Origin of the sequence: Synechococcus sp. CCAP 1479/10, assembly GCF_019038515.1 — a bacterium.
Taxonomy (GTDB): Bacteria; Cyanobacteriota; Cyanobacteriia; order PCC-6307; family Cyanobiaceae; genus Cyanobium.
Genome location: NZ_JAFKRJ010000008.1, coordinates 184448 through 201922, shown reverse-complemented (window position 1 = coordinate 201922; position 17475 = coordinate 184448). Strand labels below are relative to the sequence as shown.

At 72.6% G+C, this 17475-nt stretch carries 18 protein-coding genes and 1 tRNA gene; 9 read left to right on the top strand and 10 right to left on the bottom strand.

The genetic code is table 11. The features are described 5' to 3' along the window. Positions 1 to 30: 30 nt before the first annotated feature. The 3 genes from KUG39_RS04850 to KUG39_RS04840 all read left to right on the top strand — a co-directional run bounded on the left by KUG39_RS04850 (position 31) and on the right by KUG39_RS04840 (position 1811). On the top strand, positions 31 to 684 hold the full coding sequence (locus KUG39_RS04850; RefSeq protein WP_143594037.1) for a hypothetical protein: 654 nt from the start codon (positions 31 to 33) through the stop codon (positions 682 to 684). Positions 685 to 804: 120 nt separating this feature from the next. Next, positions 805 to 876: transfer RNA gene (locus KUG39_RS04845), tRNA-Val, on the top strand. Positions 877 to 1010: 134 nt separating this feature from the next. Next, positions 1011 to 1811, top strand: a complete 801-nt coding sequence (locus KUG39_RS04840; protein ID WP_216915888.1) for a helix-turn-helix domain-containing protein — start codon at positions 1011 to 1013, stop codon at positions 1809 to 1811. Here KUG39_RS04840 and KUG39_RS04835 read toward each other — a convergent pair. Continuing rightward, a complete protein-coding gene (locus tag KUG39_RS04835) occupies positions 1786 to 3420 on the bottom strand; it encodes a Ppx/GppA phosphatase family protein (RefSeq protein ID WP_094584867.1) in 1635 nt (544 codons plus the stop codon). The genes KUG39_RS04840 and KUG39_RS04835 overlap by 26 nt on opposite strands. 129 nt (positions 3421 to 3549) lie before the next feature. Between KUG39_RS04835 and KUG39_RS04830 the strand changes: the two genes are divergently transcribed. Both KUG39_RS04830 and KUG39_RS04825 read left to right on the top strand, forming a co-directional pair. Further along, positions 3550 to 4443: a 4-hydroxybenzoate polyprenyltransferase gene (locus KUG39_RS04830; RefSeq protein ID WP_190610822.1), complete on the top strand. Its 894-nt coding sequence runs from the start codon at positions 3550 to 3552 to the stop codon at positions 4441 to 4443. Positions 4444 to 4449: 6 nt separating this feature from the next. Next, a complete protein-coding gene (locus KUG39_RS04825; RefSeq protein ID WP_216915890.1) occupies positions 4450 to 5406 on the top strand; it encodes a S66 peptidase family protein in 957 nt (318 codons plus the stop codon). On the opposite strand, the gene KUG39_RS04820 is transcribed toward KUG39_RS04825, so the two are convergent. Both KUG39_RS04820 and ispD read right to left on the bottom strand, forming a co-directional pair. Continuing rightward, a complete protein-coding gene (locus tag KUG39_RS04820; RefSeq protein WP_216915892.1) occupies positions 5393 to 6475 on the bottom strand; it encodes a CpcT/CpeT family chromophore lyase in 1083 nt (360 codons plus the stop codon). The two genes, KUG39_RS04825 and KUG39_RS04820, sit on opposite strands and share 14 nt — an antisense overlap. A gap of 8 nt (positions 6476 to 6483) precedes the next feature. After that, positions 6484 to 7191 carry a 2-C-methyl-D-erythritol 4-phosphate cytidylyltransferase gene (ispD, locus tag KUG39_RS04815; protein WP_094584871.1) on the bottom strand — a complete coding sequence of 236 codons (708 nt, stop codon included), beginning with the start codon at positions 7189 to 7191 and terminating at the stop codon, positions 6484 to 6486. Between the two features lie 79 nt (positions 7192 to 7270). On the opposite strand from ispD, the gene KUG39_RS04810 reads away from it, so the two are divergent. The 3 genes from KUG39_RS04810 (at position 7271) to fabG (ending at position 10081) form a co-directional block, all read left to right on the top strand. After that, positions 7271 to 8113 (top strand): glycosyltransferase family 9 protein, encoded by an 843-nt coding sequence (locus KUG39_RS04810; protein ID WP_216915894.1) that lies wholly within the window; start codon positions 7271 to 7273, stop codon positions 8111 to 8113. Positions 8114 to 8122: 9 nt separating this feature from the next. Then, positions 8123 to 9247, top strand: coding sequence for a potassium channel family protein (locus tag KUG39_RS04805; protein WP_216915896.1), 1125 nt, complete (start codon positions 8123 to 8125; stop codon positions 9245 to 9247). Positions 9248 to 9328: 81 nt separating this feature from the next. Continuing rightward, positions 9329 to 10081 (top strand): 3-oxoacyl-[acyl-carrier-protein] reductase, encoded by a 753-nt coding sequence (gene fabG, locus KUG39_RS04800; RefSeq protein WP_216915898.1) that lies wholly within the window; start codon positions 9329 to 9331, stop codon positions 10079 to 10081. Positions 10082 to 10088: 7 nt separating this feature from the next. On the opposite strand, the gene KUG39_RS04795 is transcribed toward fabG, so the two are convergent. Then, positions 10089 to 10331 carry a hypothetical protein gene (locus tag KUG39_RS04795; protein ID WP_094584875.1) on the bottom strand — a complete coding sequence of 81 codons (243 nt, stop codon included), beginning with the start codon at positions 10329 to 10331 and terminating at the stop codon, positions 10089 to 10091. A 138-nt stretch (positions 10332 to 10469) separates the two neighbouring features. On the opposite strand from KUG39_RS04795, the gene groL reads away from it, so the two are divergent. Continuing rightward, positions 10470 to 12137, top strand: a complete 1668-nt coding sequence (groL, locus tag KUG39_RS04790) for a chaperonin GroEL (protein ID WP_216915900.1) — start codon at positions 10470 to 10472, stop codon at positions 12135 to 12137. A 37-nt stretch (positions 12138 to 12174) separates the two neighbouring features. Here groL and KUG39_RS04785 read toward each other — a convergent pair whose 3' ends face one another. From KUG39_RS04785 to KUG39_RS04760, 6 genes are read right to left on the bottom strand one after another with little or no spacing between them, the layout of a single operon-like run. Then, complete coding sequence (locus KUG39_RS04785) at positions 12175 to 12879, bottom strand: N-acetylmannosamine-6-phosphate 2-epimerase (protein WP_216915902.1); 705 nt, start codon at positions 12877 to 12879, stop codon at positions 12175 to 12177. A gap of 22 nt (positions 12880 to 12901) precedes the next feature. Then, a complete protein-coding gene (locus KUG39_RS04780; protein ID WP_216915904.1) occupies positions 12902 to 13426 on the bottom strand; it encodes a hypothetical protein in 525 nt (174 codons plus the stop codon). An 11-nt stretch (positions 13427 to 13437) separates the two neighbouring features. Continuing rightward, on the bottom strand, positions 13438 to 14301 hold the full coding sequence (locus KUG39_RS04775) for an ABC transporter permease (protein ID WP_094584879.1): 864 nt from the start codon (positions 14299 to 14301) through the stop codon (positions 13438 to 13440). 19 nt (positions 14302 to 14320) lie between these two features. Then, positions 14321 to 15343, bottom strand: coding sequence for an ABC transporter ATP-binding protein (locus KUG39_RS04770; protein WP_216915906.1), 1023 nt, complete (start codon positions 15341 to 15343; stop codon positions 14321 to 14323). 38 nt (positions 15344 to 15381) lie between these two features. Continuing rightward, entirely contained in the window at positions 15382 to 16377 is a 996-nt protein-coding gene (locus KUG39_RS04765) for a heme o synthase (RefSeq protein ID WP_094584881.1), read from the bottom strand. After that, positions 16370 to 17323 carry a COX15/CtaA family protein gene (locus KUG39_RS04760; RefSeq protein ID WP_216915908.1) on the bottom strand — a complete coding sequence of 318 codons (954 nt, stop codon included), beginning with the start codon at positions 17321 to 17323 and terminating at the stop codon, positions 16370 to 16372. The genes KUG39_RS04765 and KUG39_RS04760 overlap by 8 nt, the downstream gene beginning before the upstream one ends. Positions 17324 to 17475: the final 152 nt, after the last annotated feature.

The following is a 17475-nucleotide window of genomic DNA, read 5'->3' as shown; positions in this document are numbered from 1 at the left end:
GGTGTGCCTCCGAGGGGCGTTTCGAGGGCGATGGCCAGTTCCCGTGGAAGCCGAGTCCGGACGTTGCTGCCGGTGCTGCTGGGCCTGACCCTGCTGGCCGGTGGCTGCCAGGGGGCCGGGGTGAGTGAGGCCGGCCAGGAGCGCTGCCGCCGGCTCAGCGCCGCCGCCGGCGATCCGTTCAGGGCGGCCCTGAGCTACTTCCGCTGCCTGCCCGGCACGGACCGCAGCCTGGCGATGGAGCGGGCGGCGATGGAGAAGGCGGCGGCCGCCCGGCGCGAGGCCCTCGACAGCTGCCGCCGGCGTCAGGGGAGGATCGCCACCCTGATGGAGTCCCTGCGCAACGCCGAACAGGAGCTGGCGGCGGCGCGCAACAGCCCCTTCCGCCCCAGCGTGGCGCCCCCCCAGCCCCTGGACGACGGCAGGGAATCCCGGTACCGCCCGGAGGACCAGCGCCTCGACCGCGAACGCTACGAGGAGGCCCTCGGGGCCTGGGAGCAGCAGGTGGCCGGCGAGCGGGCGCGGTGGCTCCAGCGGCGGGAGGCCCGCATCACCGCCGCCCAGGACCGCCTCGACCGGGACGCCCAGGCCCTGAGGGACCTGCAGCCCGATCTGTTCACCGGGCCGGCGAGCATCGAATTCAATCCCGTGGCGGTCAGCCGGGTGCGCACTGGCTGCAGCAGCTAGCCGGCATTTGACAGTGAGTTCGGCGACCGTGTAGGAGGGTTCTGGCCCACGGGCCGGGCCGGAACCGTCAGCCGCAGAAAGAACCACTTTCAGCGTCGAAGAGGTGTCGGCCGCAATGACGGGCGATTAGCACAGCGGTAGCGCACTTCCTTCACACGGAAGGGGTCACTGGTTCGAATCCAGTATCGCCCATGTCTTTCCTCCGGTTTCTGCACCGGTAAGGTCCCCAGCGACGGGTGCTGGTCTCGATCCGGACCGCTCGTCATACTGCTGGCTACGCAGCGCTTCAGGAGACACTGCCCTTGCCCGAATCTCCTGCCGCGACCATGGCCGCAGAGGACTGGAGCGCTCCGATCCCGGAACTCGTCGAGCTGGGCGAACGGCTGGCCACGGCCCGCCGGGGCCAGGGTCTGAGCCTGGAGGACCTGGCCGACCGCCTGCGGCTGGGAAGCGAGCAGCTGATGGCCCTCGAGACCGGCGACCACCGGCACCTGCCGGAGGCCGTCTTCGTGGTGGCCCAGGCCAAGCGGGTGGCGGGCGCCCTGGGGATCGACGTCAGCCAGCAGATCAGCGATCTGCAGAACAGCCGCCTGATGCGGGTGGGGCGCAAGCCTGCCGCCCGGCCCCTGCAGCGCAAGGTCCTGACGGCGACGGCCCCCGCCCGCCGCAGCGGCCCCCCCGGCTGGTTGTGGGGGGTCCTGGTCCTCCTGGGGGGCGGTGCCGTCGCGGTGGCGGCCCTGAAGGGCCTGGTCCCCTCCCCGCCGGCGGCCGGAATTCCCTCACCGGCGGCGTCCCCCGGCCAGGCCACGGCCTCCGGCCAGCCCACCGCCTCCGGCCAGCCAGCCTCACCGGCCCTTGCACCGGCGGCACCCCGGCCGGCGCCGGATCAGCTGCTGCTGGAGAGCCGCCAGCCCAGCTGGCTGGAGGTGCGCACGGCCGCCGGGGAGACGCTCTTCCGCGGCACCTTCACCGGTGAGAAGCGCTTCCCCCTGGGCAGCGGTCTGCGGGTCCTGGCCGGCCGGCCCGACCTGGTGACGGCCAGCGCCGGCAGCCTGGCGCCCCAGACCCTCGGGAGGATCGATCAGGTGGTCTGGCGCACCTTCAGGGCGACGCCTGCGTCACCGTGAGCCGCAGGCCCGTGGCCTCCAGCACCAGATCCGCGCACGAGCGGAGGCTCCACTCCTCCAGGCTGAGATCCAGGGGGGGCTCCCCGGCCTCCGGAGGTCCGGCCTGCAGGCCGATGGTGAAGCCACGGGGCTGATGGGCCCGGTCGGTGTCCGCTGAAACGGTGATCGCGGCGATGCCGGGGGCGGGCCTGCGGTCGAGGGCAGCGGCCAGCCGCAGCAGCAGGGCCATCGTGAACACGGTGTGACGCTGCTGGCCGGCTTCGATCAGCTGCCACGACTCATGGCGCTTCTTGGGCAGGCTGCGGCGGTGATAGCGGGCGATCGCCGCCACCATCAGGTGCTCGGCTTCGGAGTACCCCAGCAGCTCCCCATGGCGGATCAGGTACCAGGTGTGCTTGTGGTAGGCGGCGATGTTGACGTGCTTGCCGCAGGCATGCAGCTGGGCCGCCGCCCATAGCAGGGCGCGGCCCTCGCCGTCGTCATCGTGGAGCAGGCCCCGGGTCTGGTCGTAGAGGCTCATGGCATGGCTGGCCACCCGGTCGGCCCGGCCCGTGTCCACCCCGTAGGTGCGGGCCAGGTGCAGCACGGTGCGGCGGCGGATCGTGCTCTGGAAGGTGAATCGGTCGACCAGCAGGCCGTTGCGCAGCATCCAGTCGACGATCAGGCCCTCCCGCAGGGCCCGCTCGCAGACCACCAGTTCCCGGACCTGGAGGATCTCCATGGTGGTCTGGAGGATCAGGGCGCCGGGGACGATGATCTCGGCCCGGCGTTCGTTGATGGCGGTGAGGGCCCGGCGCTGGTCCGGGGTCATCGCCACCAGCCGCTCGACGATCTCGTCCAGGCGGGCCCGGCCGAGGCGATAGCCGTCGAGCTTCAGGGGCGGATTGGGATCCTGGGCGGAGGCCAGGGCCGCCATCGCCATGGCGGTGCCGCTGGTGGCCACCAGGACGGGCTTCTCCCCCGGCCGCAGCTCCCGCTTCACCTCGGCGACGGCCGGATCCATCGCCCCCTGGATGTAGGCCTCGAGGAAGCCTCGGCGGGCCGGCGTCAGGGGATCCTCCCGGCAGAACTCCCGCTGCAGCCGCACCGCCCCGATGCGGGTGCTGGTCAGGGCGCGGGCATCGCGGCCGTCGGCGAGCACCAGCTCGGTGGAGCCGCCGCCGATGTCGAGGATGAAATAGGGCTGGTCGCCGAAGGACAGGCCGGAGAGCACCCCCAGGTAGATCAGCCGGGCCTCCTCCGGCCCGCTGACCAGGTCCACCACCAGCCCCAGCTGGTCCTGCAGGCCCTGCAGGAAGGCCCGGCCGTTCGGGGCCTCCCGCACGGCGCTGGTGGCGGCGGTGACGATCTGCTCCACCCCGTGGCTGGTGGCCAGGTCGCGGCAGTGGCGAAGGGTGAGGTAGGCGCGCTCGATCGCCTCGGGGGTGAGGTCCCCCGTTTCCGGATCCCTCTCCCCCAGCCGGGTGGTGGACTTCTCCGCCACCACCACCGAGAAGCTGCCCAGGACCGGGTCGATCGCCGCCACCAGCAGGTGGATGGAATTGGTGCCGATGTCGATGGCCGCCACCCGCCGTTCCGCGGAGCCGGCGGTGTCGGGGGTCGGGGGCATGGGGGTCGGCCCGGGCGGCGGCGGCGCCACTTTGCCACCGGGCGATGCTCCGGATCGGCCGCTGGAACGTCACCGACAGGAGTTGGATAGGGTGCCGACACCCGACCGTTGCCCGCGGTGAACGTCCCGATGGCCCCCGGCCGCGCTCCGGCCTGGCTTGAGCTGCTGCGCTGGCACAAGCCCAGCGGCCGGCTGATCCTGCTGATCCCCGCCGGCTGGGCCCTCTGGCTGGGGCCGGCCGTGCCGCCCCCGGCCCTGCTGGTGGGCTGGATCGTGCTGGGGGGCCTGGCGGTGAGCGGCGCCGGCTGCGTGGCCAACGACCTCTGGGACCGGCGCATCGATCCCCTGGTGGAACGCACCCGCCACCGCCCCCTGGCCGACGGCCGCCTCGGAGTGGGCACCGCGACCGTGCTGCTGCTGCTCTGCCTGGTGGTGGCGCTGGCGGCCCTGCTGGCCCTGCCGGCCGCCAACCGGGTGCTCTGCGTCGGCCTCGCCCTGGCCACCCTGCCCCTGGTGCTGCTCTATCCCTCCGCCAAACGCTGGTTCGCCTATCCCCAGCTGGTGCTGGCCCTCTGCTGGGGCTTCGCCGTGCTGATTCCCTGGGCGGCCACCCAGGGGGGCCTGCAGGGCGACCTGGGGGGCTGGCCCCTGCTGCTCACCTGGCTGGCGGCCGTGAGCTGGACCTTCGGCTTCGACACCGTCTACGCCATGAGCGACCGGGAGGACGACCGGCGCCTCGGGGTGCGCAGCAGCGCCCTGAGCCTGGGGGCCCGGGCGCCCCTGGCGGTGGCGCTCTGCTACGGCCTCACCTGCGCCGCCCTGGCCCTGGCGGTGCTGCTGCAGGGGCGGGCGGGCCTGCCGTTCTGGCTGCCCTGGGCCGTCGCCGCCCTGGCCATGCAGCAGCAGGCCGCCCAGCTGCGTCGCGCCGACCTGCCCCGCAGCGCCTATGGGCGCCACTTCGCCGTCCAGGTGTGGCTCGGTGCCCTGCTGCTGCTGGCCGTGATCCTCTCCACCAGCGCCTGATTCCCCATGGCCGCCGCAGCGCCCCAGCCGCCGCCCCACCAGCCACCGGCCCTGCGGCCGGGCGACCGGGTGCGGCTGGTGGCCGCCAGCTCCGCCCTGGCCGACCTGGAACGGCTGCAGGCGGGCCTGGCGGTGCTGGCCGGCTGGGGCCTGGAGCTGGATGACGACCCAGCCCGGCTGCTGCCGCGCCGCTGGGGCTACCTGGCGGGCCGGGACGCTGAGCGGGCCGGCGATCTGCTCGCGGACACCGGCCCGGGGCAACCGGCGGCCCTGCTGGCCTGTGTGCGGGGGGGGTGGGGATCGGCCCGGCTGCTGGAGCGGCCCCTGGAGGCGGCGGAGGGCTGGCTGCTGGGCTTCTCCGATGTCACCTCCCTGCTGTGGCACCGGCTGGCGACGGGCCAGGGGGGCGCCATCCACGGCCCCCTGCTCACCACCCTGGCCGCCGAACCGGCCTGGAGCCGGGAGCGGCTGCGGGCCCTGCTGTTCGGCGAACCCCTGGCCGACCTGGCAGGGGAGCCCTGGGTGGGCGGCCAGGTGGAGGGTCCGCTGCTGGCCGCCAACCTCACCGTGGCGACCCACCTGCTGGGCACGCCGCACCTGCCGGACCTGGACGGGGCGATCCTGATCCTCGAGGACGTGGGCGAGGCGCCCTACCGGATCGAGCGGATGCTCACCCACTGGCGCCTCTGCGGCGCCCTGCAGCGGCTGGGGGGCATCGGCTTCGGCAGCTTCGAGGGCTGCGGCGATCCCACCGACCCCGAAGGCGACGGCTCCCGCTTCAGCCTGGAGCAGGTGCTCAGGGAACGCACGGCCGATCTGGGGATCCCGGTGCTGGCGGGCCTGCCGGTGGGCCACGGCGACGTCAATGCCGCCCTGCCCCTGGGGGTGCGGGCCCGACTCGACGGCGACCGGGGCCGGCTCAGCCTCATCGAAGGGGCCGGTGGGCCCGTCAGTCGCCCGTGAGGCTCCCCTCCTCGGTGAGCCTCTCCTCGTCGATGGCGGTGCGCCCCACCAGCCTGCCCTCCTTCAGCATCTGGGCCACCCGCCAGCGGCGGCGGCCATCGGGGCTGCAGCTGATGATCTCGTGCACCTCCGGGTCGGCGGGGTCATGGGGGTGCATGACCAGCAGGCTGCCGGCGGCGGGCTGCTCCCCCGGCAGATCCATCGCCCAGCCCCGGTAGCGCTCGCTGGCGAACCACACCCGGCCGGAGTGGATCTCGCCCCGGGCCTCGATGCGCCGCAGCGGCGCGTCCTCGCTGCCCAGCAGGTTGCTCTGGTGGTAAAGCCAGTGGCCCGCCTCCTCGACCACCCGGATGGTGACCCTGCTGGGGACGGTCTCGAGCAGGTCGCCCCCGGCGTCGTAGCGGCGGAAGCTGCCGTACCAGACGCCCTGCTGCCCCACCAGGGCCGGCAGCTCGGCAGCCCCCTCCGCCCGGTCGAACAGCAGCCAGCTGAAGCCGTCGATCTCACCGCGCACCGAGCCATCGGCCAGCCGCAGGCTGCGGTCCCGGTACCAGAGCTGGTCGGGATGGAGGAGCATCTCGAACTCGGCGCAGACCTCACCGTCCTGGGGATGGCGGTAGCGGCAGGCCCCGGGATCCATGCGGGCGCGGAAGCGGTCGAGGTCCGGCTCCGCCGTGAAGAAAAGGTCGCAGCCCGGATGGCGATCAAAGGCCTCCGGTCCCAGCTCCGCCACCAGGCCGGCCGCCAGGGGCGGACGGTCGTAGGTGGGCCCGCCGCGGAAGAACAGCTGCTCGGCCCGGACGGCGCCGCGGTCCGGGTCCTGCCGCAGCACCACCACCCGCTGGCGCTGGGCCAGCTGGGGGGCACTGGCGCGGAACTCCTGGAAGTAGAGCACCACCGCCCCCAGCTGGGGCGCCTGCAGCCTCTCCACCACCATCGTCCGCACCTCCCGGGTGAGCTCGGGAGCCGCCGGACCGCCCCTGGCCACATGGGCGGCCACCTGGCGCCGGTTGTGGAAGGACCCCTGCCAGCGGGCGGCGATCGTTTCGAGCTGGGTGGCGCTGTCCATCGGCGGCCTCAGGCCCCGCGGGCCGCCAGCACGGCGCTGGCGATGGTGAGATCGAAGCGGGTGGTGAGCTTGATGTTGGAGGGGGGCGCCTCCAGCACCCGCACCGGCAGCCCCAGCCGCTCGTACAGGGCGGCGTCGTCGGTGACGCTCCAGCCCTCGCGCTCGGCCCGCCCGTGGGCCTCCCGCAACTGGGCCACCCCGAAGCCCTGGGGGGTCTGGGCCGCCCACAGTCCGCTGCGTTCGGGGGTGGCGGTGATCACACCGCAGCCATCCACCTGCTTGATGGTGTCGGTGACGGGGGTGGCGGCGATGATGCCGGCCCCCTCGGCCATGGCCTGCGTCAGGGCCGTGGCGCAGCGCTCCAGCAGGTCCGGTTCCGCCAGGCAACGGGCGCCGTCATGGATCAGCACCGCCTCGGCATCGGCCGGCAGGGCCTCCAGACCACGCCGCACCGACTCCTGGCGGGTGTCGCCGCCGACGATCCAGGCCACCGGCTGGGCCAGGGACCGGCGGGGCTCCGCCGCGGCCAGGATGGCGCCGATGGCCGCCTCGTCCTCCGGCCGGCCCATCACCCCGATCCAGCGGATCGCCCCGCAGGCCAGGGCGGCGTCCAGCGTCCAGGCCAGAACGGGGCGTCCGGCCAGGGGCAGCAGCAGCTTGTTGGTGGCGGCGCCCATGCGGCGCCCACTGCCGGCGGCGGCGATCAGCAAATGCACAAGCGATGGGCCGCCCGGGCGGAACACTGGAGTCCCCTCCATACAATCAGGCCGCGAGGCCCGCCCGACCCAACGCCCGATGCGCGCACTGTTTCTGATCCCGGGCGACGGCGCCAGCCAGCTGCAGGCGCTCCCGGCCGTGGCGGCCACCGCCGAGCAGCTCCGGTTCCAGATCCAGGTGGCCTGCCACCCCTCGCTGGCCGGTCTCTGGAAGCTGCTGCCGGCGGTGGAGAAGGTGATCCCCTTCAACTTCGGCGACGCCACCCTGGCCGACTGGGCCAACCTGCTGGGGTCGGTGCGGGAGCCGGATTTCCAGGCCTGCATCAATCTGGCGGCCGGCCGCCAGGTCGACCTGATGCTCTCGATGAGCCACATCCCCAACCGGATGGCGGCCGGGGGCTTCTCCGCCACCGAGAAGGTGCAGGTGCCCCAGAGGCTCTGGCCGGCCCAGGCCCTGGCGGCCTACCTGCGGCCCATCGGGGTGAAGCTCGAGGCCGCCGCTTTCCGCCTGGCCCTTCCCCGCACCGCCCTCGACGAGGCCATGGCCGCGCTGCCGGCCGGCGACGGGCCGATGCTGCTGCTGGCCCCCTCCGACCGTGCCGGCGACTGGCCCGAAGCGGCCTGGCAGGAGCTGCCCGGCCACATCGCCGCCACCCTCCCCGGCCTGCGCTCCCGGCAGGTGCCGCCGGCCTCGGCGGCCGACATTCCCGGCCGGGCCGCCCTGGTGGCCGCCAGTGACGTGGTGCTGGCCAGCGATCCGGTGACGATCGAACTGGCCCTGCTCAGCGGCACACCGGTGGTGGCCCTGGGTCGCAGCAGCGACAGCCTTCCGGTTCGCGCCGGAGTACAAGGACTGGGTTCGGAAGGCCACCTGCGTGAGCTCCCCAGCAACGACGTGCTCAAGGCCCTTGGCCTGGGCTGAGCCACGCCGATGAGTCGCCTGTGGTTCGCCCGCAGGAAGCGTCCCCCCACCGCCCGGTCGCGCCGGCCCTGGCTCACCCCCCTGATCGCCCTGCTCGTGGTGGTCAACGCCAGCGCCATCGGCTATCGGATCACCGAGGGCTGGGACTGGGGGGATTGCTACTGGATGGTGGCGATCACCATCGCCACGATCGGCTACGGGGAGGTGGAGCCCCTTTCCACCGCCGGCCGTCTCGTCACCGTGTTCTCCATCGCCGGAGGGCTCGTGGTGGTGCAGCTGACGATCCAGAACCTGGTTGGCCTCTCCGAAACCGGCTATTTCCGGCGCCTGCGGCAGCGCCGTTTCCGCAACTGGGTCCAAAGCATGAACAACCACGTGATTCTCTGCGGCTACGGCCGCATCGGTCAGGAGATCGCCGACCAGCTGATCCGGGAGAAGGTCCCCCTGCTGGTGGTGGAGATGGACCAGGGCTGCCGGGATGCGGCGGAGGAGCGGGGGCTGCCGGTGCTGTTCGCCGACGCCACCCTTGACGAGACCCTGCTGGAGGCGGGCATCCACCAGTGCCGCAGCCTGGTGGCGGCCCTCTCCAGCAATGCCGCCAACCTCTACGTGGTGCTGAGTGCCCGGGGACTGGCCCCCCGCTGCCGGCTGATCGCCCGCTCCGACAGCGCCGAGGCGGGCCGCAAGCTGCGCCTGGCCGGCGCTGACCAGGTGGTGAGCCCCTACGTGGCCGGGGGCCGGGTGATGGCCGCCACCGCCCTGCGGCCCCTCGCCGTCGACTTCATGGAGCTGCTGGCCGGCTCCGACTGCGAGGTGGAGGAGTTCCAGCTCACGGACGACCCCTCCCGGCTGGGGGAGCTCCAGGGCCGCAGCCTGGCGGAGATGCAGTTCGGCCGCCGCAGCGGCGCCCAGGTGCTGGCCATCCGCACGCCGCCGCCGGCGGTGGCCAATCCCTACGCCTACCGGGGCACCACCTACGGCACCCCGGAGGCGACGCTGGTCACCAACCCCGGCGGCGACATCCGGCTGGTGGCCGGCCAGCTGCTGGTGGTGATGGGCAGCAAGGAGCAGCTGCAGCGCTTCGCCGATGTGCTCGGGCCTGCTCTGGAGAGTGCCGACCAGATGGCCGACTGAGCCGATCTGGTCGGGCCGGCGCACGGCGATAGGGGCGGGCCGGCGCACGGCATACGATCGCCTGACCCTGCTCCAGCCTCCATGTCCAGCGCCGCTCCCCTCCCCGGTCAGGTCGCCCTGGTGACCGGTGCCAGCCGGGGGATCGGCCGGGCCATCGCCGAGTCCCTGGCGCTGGCGGGAGCCACGGTGGTGGTGAACTACGCCCGCTCTCCCGAGGCGGCCGAGGAGGTGGTGGCGGCGATCACCGCGGCCGGGGGCCGGGCCTGGAGCCATCAGGCGGATGTGGCCGATGAAGCGGCTGTGGAGGCGATGGTGAAAGCCGTGCTGGACACGGAGGGGCGCCTCGACGTGCTGGTCAACAACGCCGGCATCACCCGCGACGGCCTGCTGATGCGGATGAAGACCGCCGACTGGCAGAGCGTGATCGACCTCAACCTGACCGGGGTGTTCCTGTGCACCCGCGCCGTCAGCCGCAGCATGCTCAAGGCCCGCCGCGGCCGCATCATCAACATCACCTCGGTGGTGGCCCTGATGGGCAACCCCGGCCAGGCCAACTACAGCGCCGCCAAGGCCGGCGTCATCGGCCTGACCCGCAGCACCGCCGCCGAATTCGCCAGCCGCGGCATCACCGTCAATGCCGTCGCCCCCGGGTTCATCGACAGCGACATGACCAGGGACCTCGACAAGGAGCCGATCCTCGCCGCCATCCCCCTGGGCCGCATGGGCCAGCCCGAGGAGGTGGCCGGGGCGGTGCGGTTCCTGGCGGCAGATCCGGCGGCGGCCTACATCACCGGCCAGGTGCTGCAGGTGGATGGCGGCATGGTGATGCGCTGAGCGCCGCTCAGGATTCCGGAGCCAGGGGCTGGGCCAGGTCTTCCCGCAGCTTGCGGATCCGCTGCAGCAGGCGCAGGCGACGGCTGCGGGCCGTGAGGGTGAGGAACAGGCGGATCGGCACGTAGACCAGGGCCATCAGCAGGCCCAGGGCGGCGATCAGCAGAAACACCATGCCGTCGGCGTTGGTGCTGGGGACGAGGGCCGATTCGGTGGCCGCGCTGTCGAGGGTCTGCTGCAGCAGGTCTTCCATGGATCGAAGGTACCTCCTGCGGCGGGGGGCCGCAGCCGTCCCTGAACGGGACATTCGGCTTTCCCCACCGAGGGGCGGGTGCCTGCGGCGGGGTCGCTGTGGGACGCTGCGACGGATGCTCCTGATGTCACCCCGTCGATGGCCAAACTGATCCAGTTCGCCGATGCCTCCCGCGAGTCCCTCGAGCGGGGCGTCAATGCCCTGGTCGATGCGGTGAAGGTCACCATCGGACCGAAGGGTCGCAACGTGGTGCTGGAGAAGAAGTACGGCGCCCCCGACATCATCAATGACGGCGTCACCATCGCCAAGGAGATCGAACTCGAGGATCCCTTCGAGAACCTGGGCGCCAAGCTGATCCAGCAGGTGGCCTCGAAAACCAAGGACACCGCCGGCGACGGCACCACCACCGCGGCCGTCCTGGCCCAGTCCCTGGTCCATGAGGGCCTGCGCAACGTGGCCGCCGGCGCCAGCCCCGTCGCCCTGCGCCGCGGCATGGAGCAGGCCACCGCCGTGGTGGTGGCGGGCATCGCCGAGCGCTCCCGTGCCGTGGCGGGCGACGCCATCCGCCAGGTGGCCACGGTGAGCGCCGGCAACGACGAGGAGATCGGCCGGATGATCGCCGAAGCGGTCGAGAAGGTCAGCGCCGATGGCGTGATCACCGTGGAGGAATCCAAGTCCCTGGCCACCGAGCTGGAGGTGACCGAGGGCATGGCCTTCGATCGCGGCTATTCCTCCCCCTACTTCGTCACCGACCAGGACCGGCGCGAGTGCGCCTTCGACAATCCCCTGCTGCTGATCACCGATCGCAAGATCAGCACCGTCCTCGACCTGGTGCCGGTGCTCGAGGCCGTCTCCAAGAGCGGCCGGCCCCTGGTGATCCTGGCCGAAGAGGTGGAGGGCGAAGCCCTGGCCACCCTGGTGGTCAACAAGACGCGCGGCGTGCTCCAGGTGGCCGCCGTGCGGGCGCCGGGCTTCGGTGACCGCCGCAAGGCGATGCTCGAGGACATCGCCATCCTCACGGGCGCCACGGTGATCAGCGAGGAACGGGCCATGACCCTCGACAAGGCCACCCTGGCCGACCTGGGCCATGCCCACCGCATCACCATCACCAAGGACACGACCACGATCGTGGCCGCCGACGACCAGCGCGCCGCCGTCAGCGATCGGGTGGCGGCGATCAAGCGGGAGCTGGAGGCCACCGACTCCGACTACGACCGCGAGAAGCTCAACGAGCGCATCGCCAAGCTCGCCGGCGGGGTGGCCGTGATCAAGGTGGGGGCCCCCACCGAGACCGAACTGCGCAACCGCAAGCTGCGCATCGAGGACGCCCTCAACGCCACCCGGGCCGCCATCGATGAGGGCATCGTCGGCGGCGGTGGCAGCACCCTGGTGGAACTCACCGAAGAACTCGGAGCCCTGGCCAGCCGCTGCGAGGGCGACGTCCGCACCGGTGTCGAGATCGTCCAGCGGGCCCTGGCGGCCCCCGCCCGCCAGATCGCCATCAACGCCGGCGCCAACGGCGACGTGGTGGTGCAGCAGATGCTCAGCCAGGGCAAGGGTTACAACGCCCTCACCGACAGCTACGACGATCTGCTCGCCGTCGGCATCCTGGATGCGGCCAAGGTGGTGCGGCTCGCCCTGCAGGATGCGGTCTCGATCGCCTCGCTGCTGATCACCACCGAGGCCGTGATCGCCGACAAGCCGGAGCCCGCCGCTCCCCCCGCCGGCGATGGCGGCATGGGTGGAATGGGCGGCATGGGAGGAATGGGTGGCATGGGCGGCATGGGCATGCCCGGCATGATGTGAGCCCCGGGGGGCTCGCACGGGCCGGTTGGGCTGGGGCTCAGCCGGCCATGGCCTTCACGTAGGCGGCCACCTGCAGGTCCACGCCGGTGATCGCCGTCCCCACCACCACGGCATCGGCCCCACAGGCGAGGGCGCGGGTCGCCTCCTGCTTCGAGGCGATGCCCCCCTCGCAGATCAGGGCCACCGCTTCGGGCAGCTCCTGCCTCAGGGGGCCCAGCAGGTCCCAGGCGGGCGGCGGCAGCGATGCGGTGGCCTCGGTGTAGCCGTAGAGGGTGGTACCCACCCACTGGCAGCCCAGGGCCGCCGCCCGCCGCCCGTTCGCCACGCTGTCCACATCCGCCATCAGCGGAGCCCCCAGCTCCTGCCTGGCCCGCGTGATCAGCCCCTCCAGCTCCTGGCCGTCGGGCCGGGGGCGCTCGGTGGCATCGATGGCCACCACATCGGCTCCCGCCGCCCAGACGGCACGGATCTCCTCCCACCCGGGGGTGATGTACACCGGGCTGCCGGGGAAGCTGCGCTTCCAGAGACCCACGATCAGGGCCTCGGGGCAGCGGCGCCGCACCGCGCCGATGTGCTCCGGACTCTCGAGCCGCACCCCGGCGGCCCCCTGGAGCAGGCTGGCCTCCGCCATCGCCGCGATCACGGCGGGATCGCGCAGGGGCGAACCCTCGGGGGCCTGCACCGAGACGATCAGCCGACCGCCGAGTTGGGCCCGCTCAGGCAGGGGACGGGAGGACGGCATGGGCGGGGGCAGGGTTCGGGGATCAGCTGGCGCGGCGATGCTGCGGCGCCGCGGAGAGCCAGGAGCGCAGGTCGGCCAGGGTGGAGGGCGCCGGAGCCGGCGAGGCGCTCGGGCTCAGAGGATGCAAGGCGATGACGTCCGACAGGCCGGCCGCCCCTTCGGCTGCGGCGACGGGGGTGGCAAGGGGGGCGGGGCCTGGCTCCTCGGCGGTGTCCGTGACGGGGTCGGTCGGCTCGGGGACGGCCCTGATGGGAGTGACCGGGCTGGGCTGCAGGGGAGCGGAGAAGGAATCTTCGAGGGCCGCGAAGGCCTCGGCCATGGTCACGCTGGCGGGGGCCATCGCCGCGTCCATGTGCTGCAGCAGCCAGTCGCCGGCCTCCCAGCCCGCCTCGGCAACCACGCTGCCGGTGCGGAAGCTCTCCAGGGAGGTCACCCCATGGCGGTGGGCCCACTGGCCGGTGAGGCGGGCGACGGTGGCGGCATCCCTGCGGCGGATGGCTTCGAGCAGCAGATGGGAAAGCTCTGGACGGGGGGACGGCAGGGACACGGGGCGGGGCGTCAGGTGAGCTTGCGATCCAGCATCGGGCGGATCAGCAGGAACAGACCGGCGGCCAGCCCCGCCAGGATGGCCAGGCAGGTGAGGGCCGAGAGGGATCCGTAGGGGGCCACCAGCACCACATCGGTGAGGTGGAAGGATCCCGCGTAGGCGGCGCGGATCGGTTCAATCGCGAAGGTAAGGGGATTCAGGGCCGCCAGCCAGCCCAGCCAGGGGGGCATGAAGGAAATCGGCGCCAGGGCGGTGCTGGCGAACAGGAGCGGCAGGTTGGCCACGAAGATCACCGCGATCAGCTCGATGTGGCCCGGCAGGGCGAAGGCCAGCCCGAGGCTGAGGGCTGTGACGGCGAAGACGAGCAGCAGCAGGGTGACCAGCACCAGCAGCAACCCCGCCCCACCGGGCCAGCCGTAGCCCAGCAGGGCCGCGGTGCCCATGATCGCCAGGCTCTGCACCAGGCTCAGGCTGGTGATGTAAAGCACCGAGGCGAAGACGATCGAGCTGCGGGAGCGCAACGGCGCCACCAGCAGGCGGTTGAGGAAGCCGAACTCCCGGTCGAACATCACCGGCAACCCGGCGTTGAGGGCGGCACTGAACGCGGTGAACACGATCACCCCGGCCCCCAGGAAGCGGCCGTAGCTGATGCCGCCGGGCAGGAGACCCTCCGGGGCGTTGGCGAACAGGGCCCCGAAGAGCACCAGCCAGATCAGGGGCTGCAGCACACCCGCCACCAGGGTGGAGGGACGCCGGGCCAGCTGGACGAACAGGCGGCGGGTGAGGGCGAGCGTCTCCTGGGCGATCTCGGCCAGGGCCGACGGTTCACCGCTGGCGGCGGGAAGGGGGGTCAGGGAGGGGCTGGCGCTGGTCATGGGGATGGGGGGGTGCGGGTCATCGCATCGACTGCTTGCGTTCCTCCTTGAGGTCGCGGCGACCGGCCACGGAGAGTTCCGCATCGCTCAGGGTGCGGCCGGTGGCCTGAAGGTAGACGTCATCCAGGCTGGGGCGGCTCTGGGCCAGGGCGAACACCGGCAGCTGGGCCTCGGCCAGCTGCTGCCGCAGGGTCTCCACCACGCCGCTGTCCTCCACCACAAGGTTGAGGGAATAGCCCTGGGCCCGGTTGACCACCACCTGGCGGACACCGCGGCAGGCCTGGAGCAGGTCGCGTACCCGGCTCGCCTCCTGTTCGTCACTGAACTCCCGCACCCGCAGCGTCACCCGGTCGCCGCCGAGGGCGCCCTTGAGGGCGGCGGGGGTGCCTTCGGCGATCACCCGGCCGCCGTCGATGATGGCCAGGCGGTCGGCCAGGGCATCCACCTCCTCGAGGTAGTGGCTGCTGAGCAGCACCGTGGTGCCCTGGTCCCGCAGCTGACGCAGCACCTGCCAGATGGTGGCGCGGCTCTCGATGTCGAGGCCGACGGTGGGTTCATCGAGCACCAGCACCCTGGGGCGGTGCAGCAGGCCGGCGGCCAAGTCGAGGCGCCGGCGCATGCCGCCGGAATAGCTGCCGCAGCGGCGGTCGATCCAGTCGCCCATGGCGAGCAGTTCGATCAGTTCGGCGGTGCGCTCCAGACGGTCGGCGGCCCCCATGTGGTGCAGGGCGGCCTGGAGGTGGAGCAGCTCCCTACCGGTGAGGATCTTGTCGATCGCCACATCCTGGGCCACGTAGCCGAGCAGGCGCCGGACGGCCCGGGGCTCGGCCAGGGCATCGACGCCAGCCACCCGGACCTGGCCGGCATCGGGGGCCAGGAGGGTGCAGAGGATGCGCAGGGCCGTGGTCTTGCCGGCGCCGTTCGGGCCGAGCAGACCGTAAAGGGAACCCGCCGGCACGCTGAGGGAGAGGTCGTCGAGGGCCTGCACCGGCGCGACCTTGCGTCCACCGAAACGCTTGCTGAGGTGCTCGAGCTCGATCAAGCCGGGATCAATCGCGAAGGGCTGGAAGCCAGGCCAATCTAGGCAGCCGCAGCCGGGGCCAGATGGAGGGCGGCGGCCAGCAGGGCGGCCGGGTGGACGGCACTGGCCAGGGGCGTGCGCGCCAGAACCAGCAGCAGGCAGATGCCGAAGAGGTAGAAGATCGACCAGCGGAACAGGCTGCGGGCCCGCCGGGGATCGCCCGGGTCCTCCCCCAGGCTGGCGCTGAGCTGCAGCAGCCGGGCATTGAAGGGGAGCACCAGCAGGCCGTAGAGCCAGCCGCCGCTGGGGAGGGCGGCCACCCCCGCCAGGCTCAGGGCCACCGTGGCCCAGCTATAGCGGCCGATGGCCCGGGCCGTGACCGTCAGACCCTTCACCACCGGCAGCATCGGAATGCCGACGGAGCGGTAGTCCTCGTGCAGGAGGAGGGCCAGGGCCCAGAAATGGGCCGGGGTCCAGACCATCACCAGGCTGAACAGCCACCAGCTGCTCCAGCCCAGGTGGCCGGTGGCGGCCGCCGCGCCCACCAGGGGCGGAATCGCCCCGGCCATGCCACCGATGACGATGTTCTGGGTGGTGCGGGGCTTGAGCAGGGCCGTGTAGAGCAGCACGTAGCTGCAGAGGCCCAGCAGGGCCAGGGACGCGGCCAGGGCGTTGACCCCCAGGACCAGCACCAGCACCGAGGCGATGGTGAGAGCGACCGCGAGGCCGAAGGCCTGGCGCTGGGCCAGTCGGCCCGAGGGCAGGGCACGGCGGCTGGTGCGCTGCATGCGGCCGTCGAGTTCCTGCTCCCAGAGGCAGTTGAGGACCCCGGCGGCGGCCGAGGCCATCGAACCGCCGACCAGGGTGCAGAGCAGGCGCACCGGATCGAGCGGCCAGGCGGCGGTGAGAGCCATGCCGCCCACGGTGGTGGCCAGCAGCAGGGGGATCAGCCGGGGCTTGGCCACCTCCAGCCAGGCCGGGAGCTTCACCGAAGGCCGGATCGCCGCCGGCGCGGAGGGAGCGGCGATGGCCGCCACGGCGCTGACACTAACCATGGGCCACCTCAAGACGGTCAGGAACGGATGGGGAGGGGAACGTGAGTCCCCAGAGCCCACCGAGCACCCCCACCAGCAGGGCGGCGGTGAGCTGGTGGGCGATGGTGACGGCCGGGACGGCCAGCTGGAGCCGCAGGGTGAGCACCCCGAGCACCACCTGGACCACCACCAGGCCAGCGGCGGCGAAGGCCAGCCCCCTGCACCGGCCGTTGCCGGCCGGGAGGGCCACGGAGGCGGCCGCCAGCAGCAGCACCGTCACCGCCGCTGGATAGGCCCCCTGCCGGTGCAGCAGCAGCCAGTGGCAGCCCTCCCCGGCCTCAAGGCAGAGCGGGGCGGCCCAGCGGCTGGCCATGGCCGCGCCCAGCAGGCACTGGCCGCCGACGAGCAGGGCGGCCAGGACGGGGAGGGGGGACCACCAGCGCGGCAGATCGACGGCCGCGACGTCGCCGCGGCGCTCCAGCCCCTGGTGCATGGCGCTCAGCAGGAGCACCAGGCTCAGGGCCGCAGCCAGGTGCAGGGTGACGGTGGGGGCGGCCAGCTGGCTGAGCACGGTGAGGGCCCCCAGGCCGCCCTGGACAGCCACAAGGGCCAGGGCCAGGCCGGCACCCCAGGGCAGCCAGGCTGGGAAGCGGGCGCGGAACCGCAGGCTGAGGGCAAACAGGAGCAGCAGGGCCACACCCACCAGGAATGCGTCGAGGCGGTGGAACCACTCCAGGAACACCTGCAGGTTCCACTGGCGGCCCGGCCACAGCACGCCGTAGCAGAGGGGCCAGTCGGGACAGGCCAGACCGGCCTGCATCACCCGGGTGGCGCCACCGATGGCCACCAGGGCCACCAGGGCGACGACGAGGTGGGCGGTGAGCAGGGGCACCAGGCGCACGGGCCAGCTCGCCCCGGTGGCGGACCGGGGCCGGGGCAGGGGTTGCGCGGACGGCGCCACGGCCATGAACGATTGCTCTTCCGGGTGCCCAAGTTAGCGGGCATTGAAAGATGTGCGAATCAGCACATCGCCCGTAGTGAATGTGAAATTTCTCCAAAATTGCCGCTCTGGCTACAACGAAACTGAGGCGCGTGCAGGGCCCTTCGCCCCCTCAGCGG

Bases quoted from the DNA above. Each gene is read 5' to 3' on its own strand.
- KUG39_RS04850 (WP_143594037.1), top strand. From the start codon at position 31: ATGGCCAGTTCCCGTGGAAGCCGAGTCCGGACGTTGCTGCCGGTGCTG.
- KUG39_RS04840 (WP_216915888.1), top strand. From the start codon at position 1,011: ATGGCCGCAGAGGACTGGAGCGCTCCGATCCCGGAACTCGTCGAGCTG.
- KUG39_RS04835 (WP_094584867.1), bottom strand. From the start codon at position 3,420: ATGCCCCCGACCCCCGACACCGCCGGCTCCGCGGAACGGCGGGTGGCG.
- KUG39_RS04830 (WP_190610822.1), top strand. From the start codon at position 3,550: ATGGCCCCCGGCCGCGCTCCGGCCTGGCTTGAGCTGCTGCGCTGGCAC.
- KUG39_RS04825 (WP_216915890.1), top strand. From the start codon at position 4,450: ATGGCCGCCGCAGCGCCCCAGCCGCCGCCCCACCAGCCACCGGCCCTG.
- KUG39_RS04820 (WP_216915892.1), bottom strand. From the start codon at position 6,475: ATGGACAGCGCCACCCAGCTCGAAACGATCGCCGCCCGCTGGCAGGGG.
- KUG39_RS04810 (WP_216915894.1), top strand. From the start codon at position 7,271: ATGCGCGCACTGTTTCTGATCCCGGGCGACGGCGCCAGCCAGCTGCAG.
- KUG39_RS04805 (WP_216915896.1), top strand. From the start codon at position 8,123: ATGAGTCGCCTGTGGTTCGCCCGCAGGAAGCGTCCCCCCACCGCCCGG.
- fabG (WP_216915898.1), top strand. From the start codon at position 9,329: ATGTCCAGCGCCGCTCCCCTCCCCGGTCAGGTCGCCCTGGTGACCGGT.
- KUG39_RS04795 (WP_094584875.1), bottom strand. From the start codon at position 10,331: ATGGAAGACCTGCTGCAGCAGACCCTCGACAGCGCGGCCACCGAATCG.
- groL (WP_216915900.1), top strand. From the start codon at position 10,470: ATGGCCAAACTGATCCAGTTCGCCGATGCCTCCCGCGAGTCCCTCGAG.
- KUG39_RS04785 (WP_216915902.1), bottom strand. From the start codon at position 12,879: ATGCCGTCCTCCCGTCCCCTGCCTGAGCGGGCCCAACTCGGCGGTCGG.
- KUG39_RS04775 (WP_094584879.1), bottom strand. From the start codon at position 14,301: ATGACCAGCGCCAGCCCCTCCCTGACCCCCCTTCCCGCCGCCAGCGGT.
- KUG39_RS04765 (WP_094584881.1), bottom strand. From the start codon at position 16,377: ATGGTTAGTGTCAGCGCCGTGGCGGCCATCGCCGCTCCCTCCGCGCCG.
- KUG39_RS04760 (WP_216915908.1), bottom strand. From the start codon at position 17,323: ATGGCCGTGGCGCCGTCCGCGCAACCCCTGCCCCGGCCCCGGTCCGCC.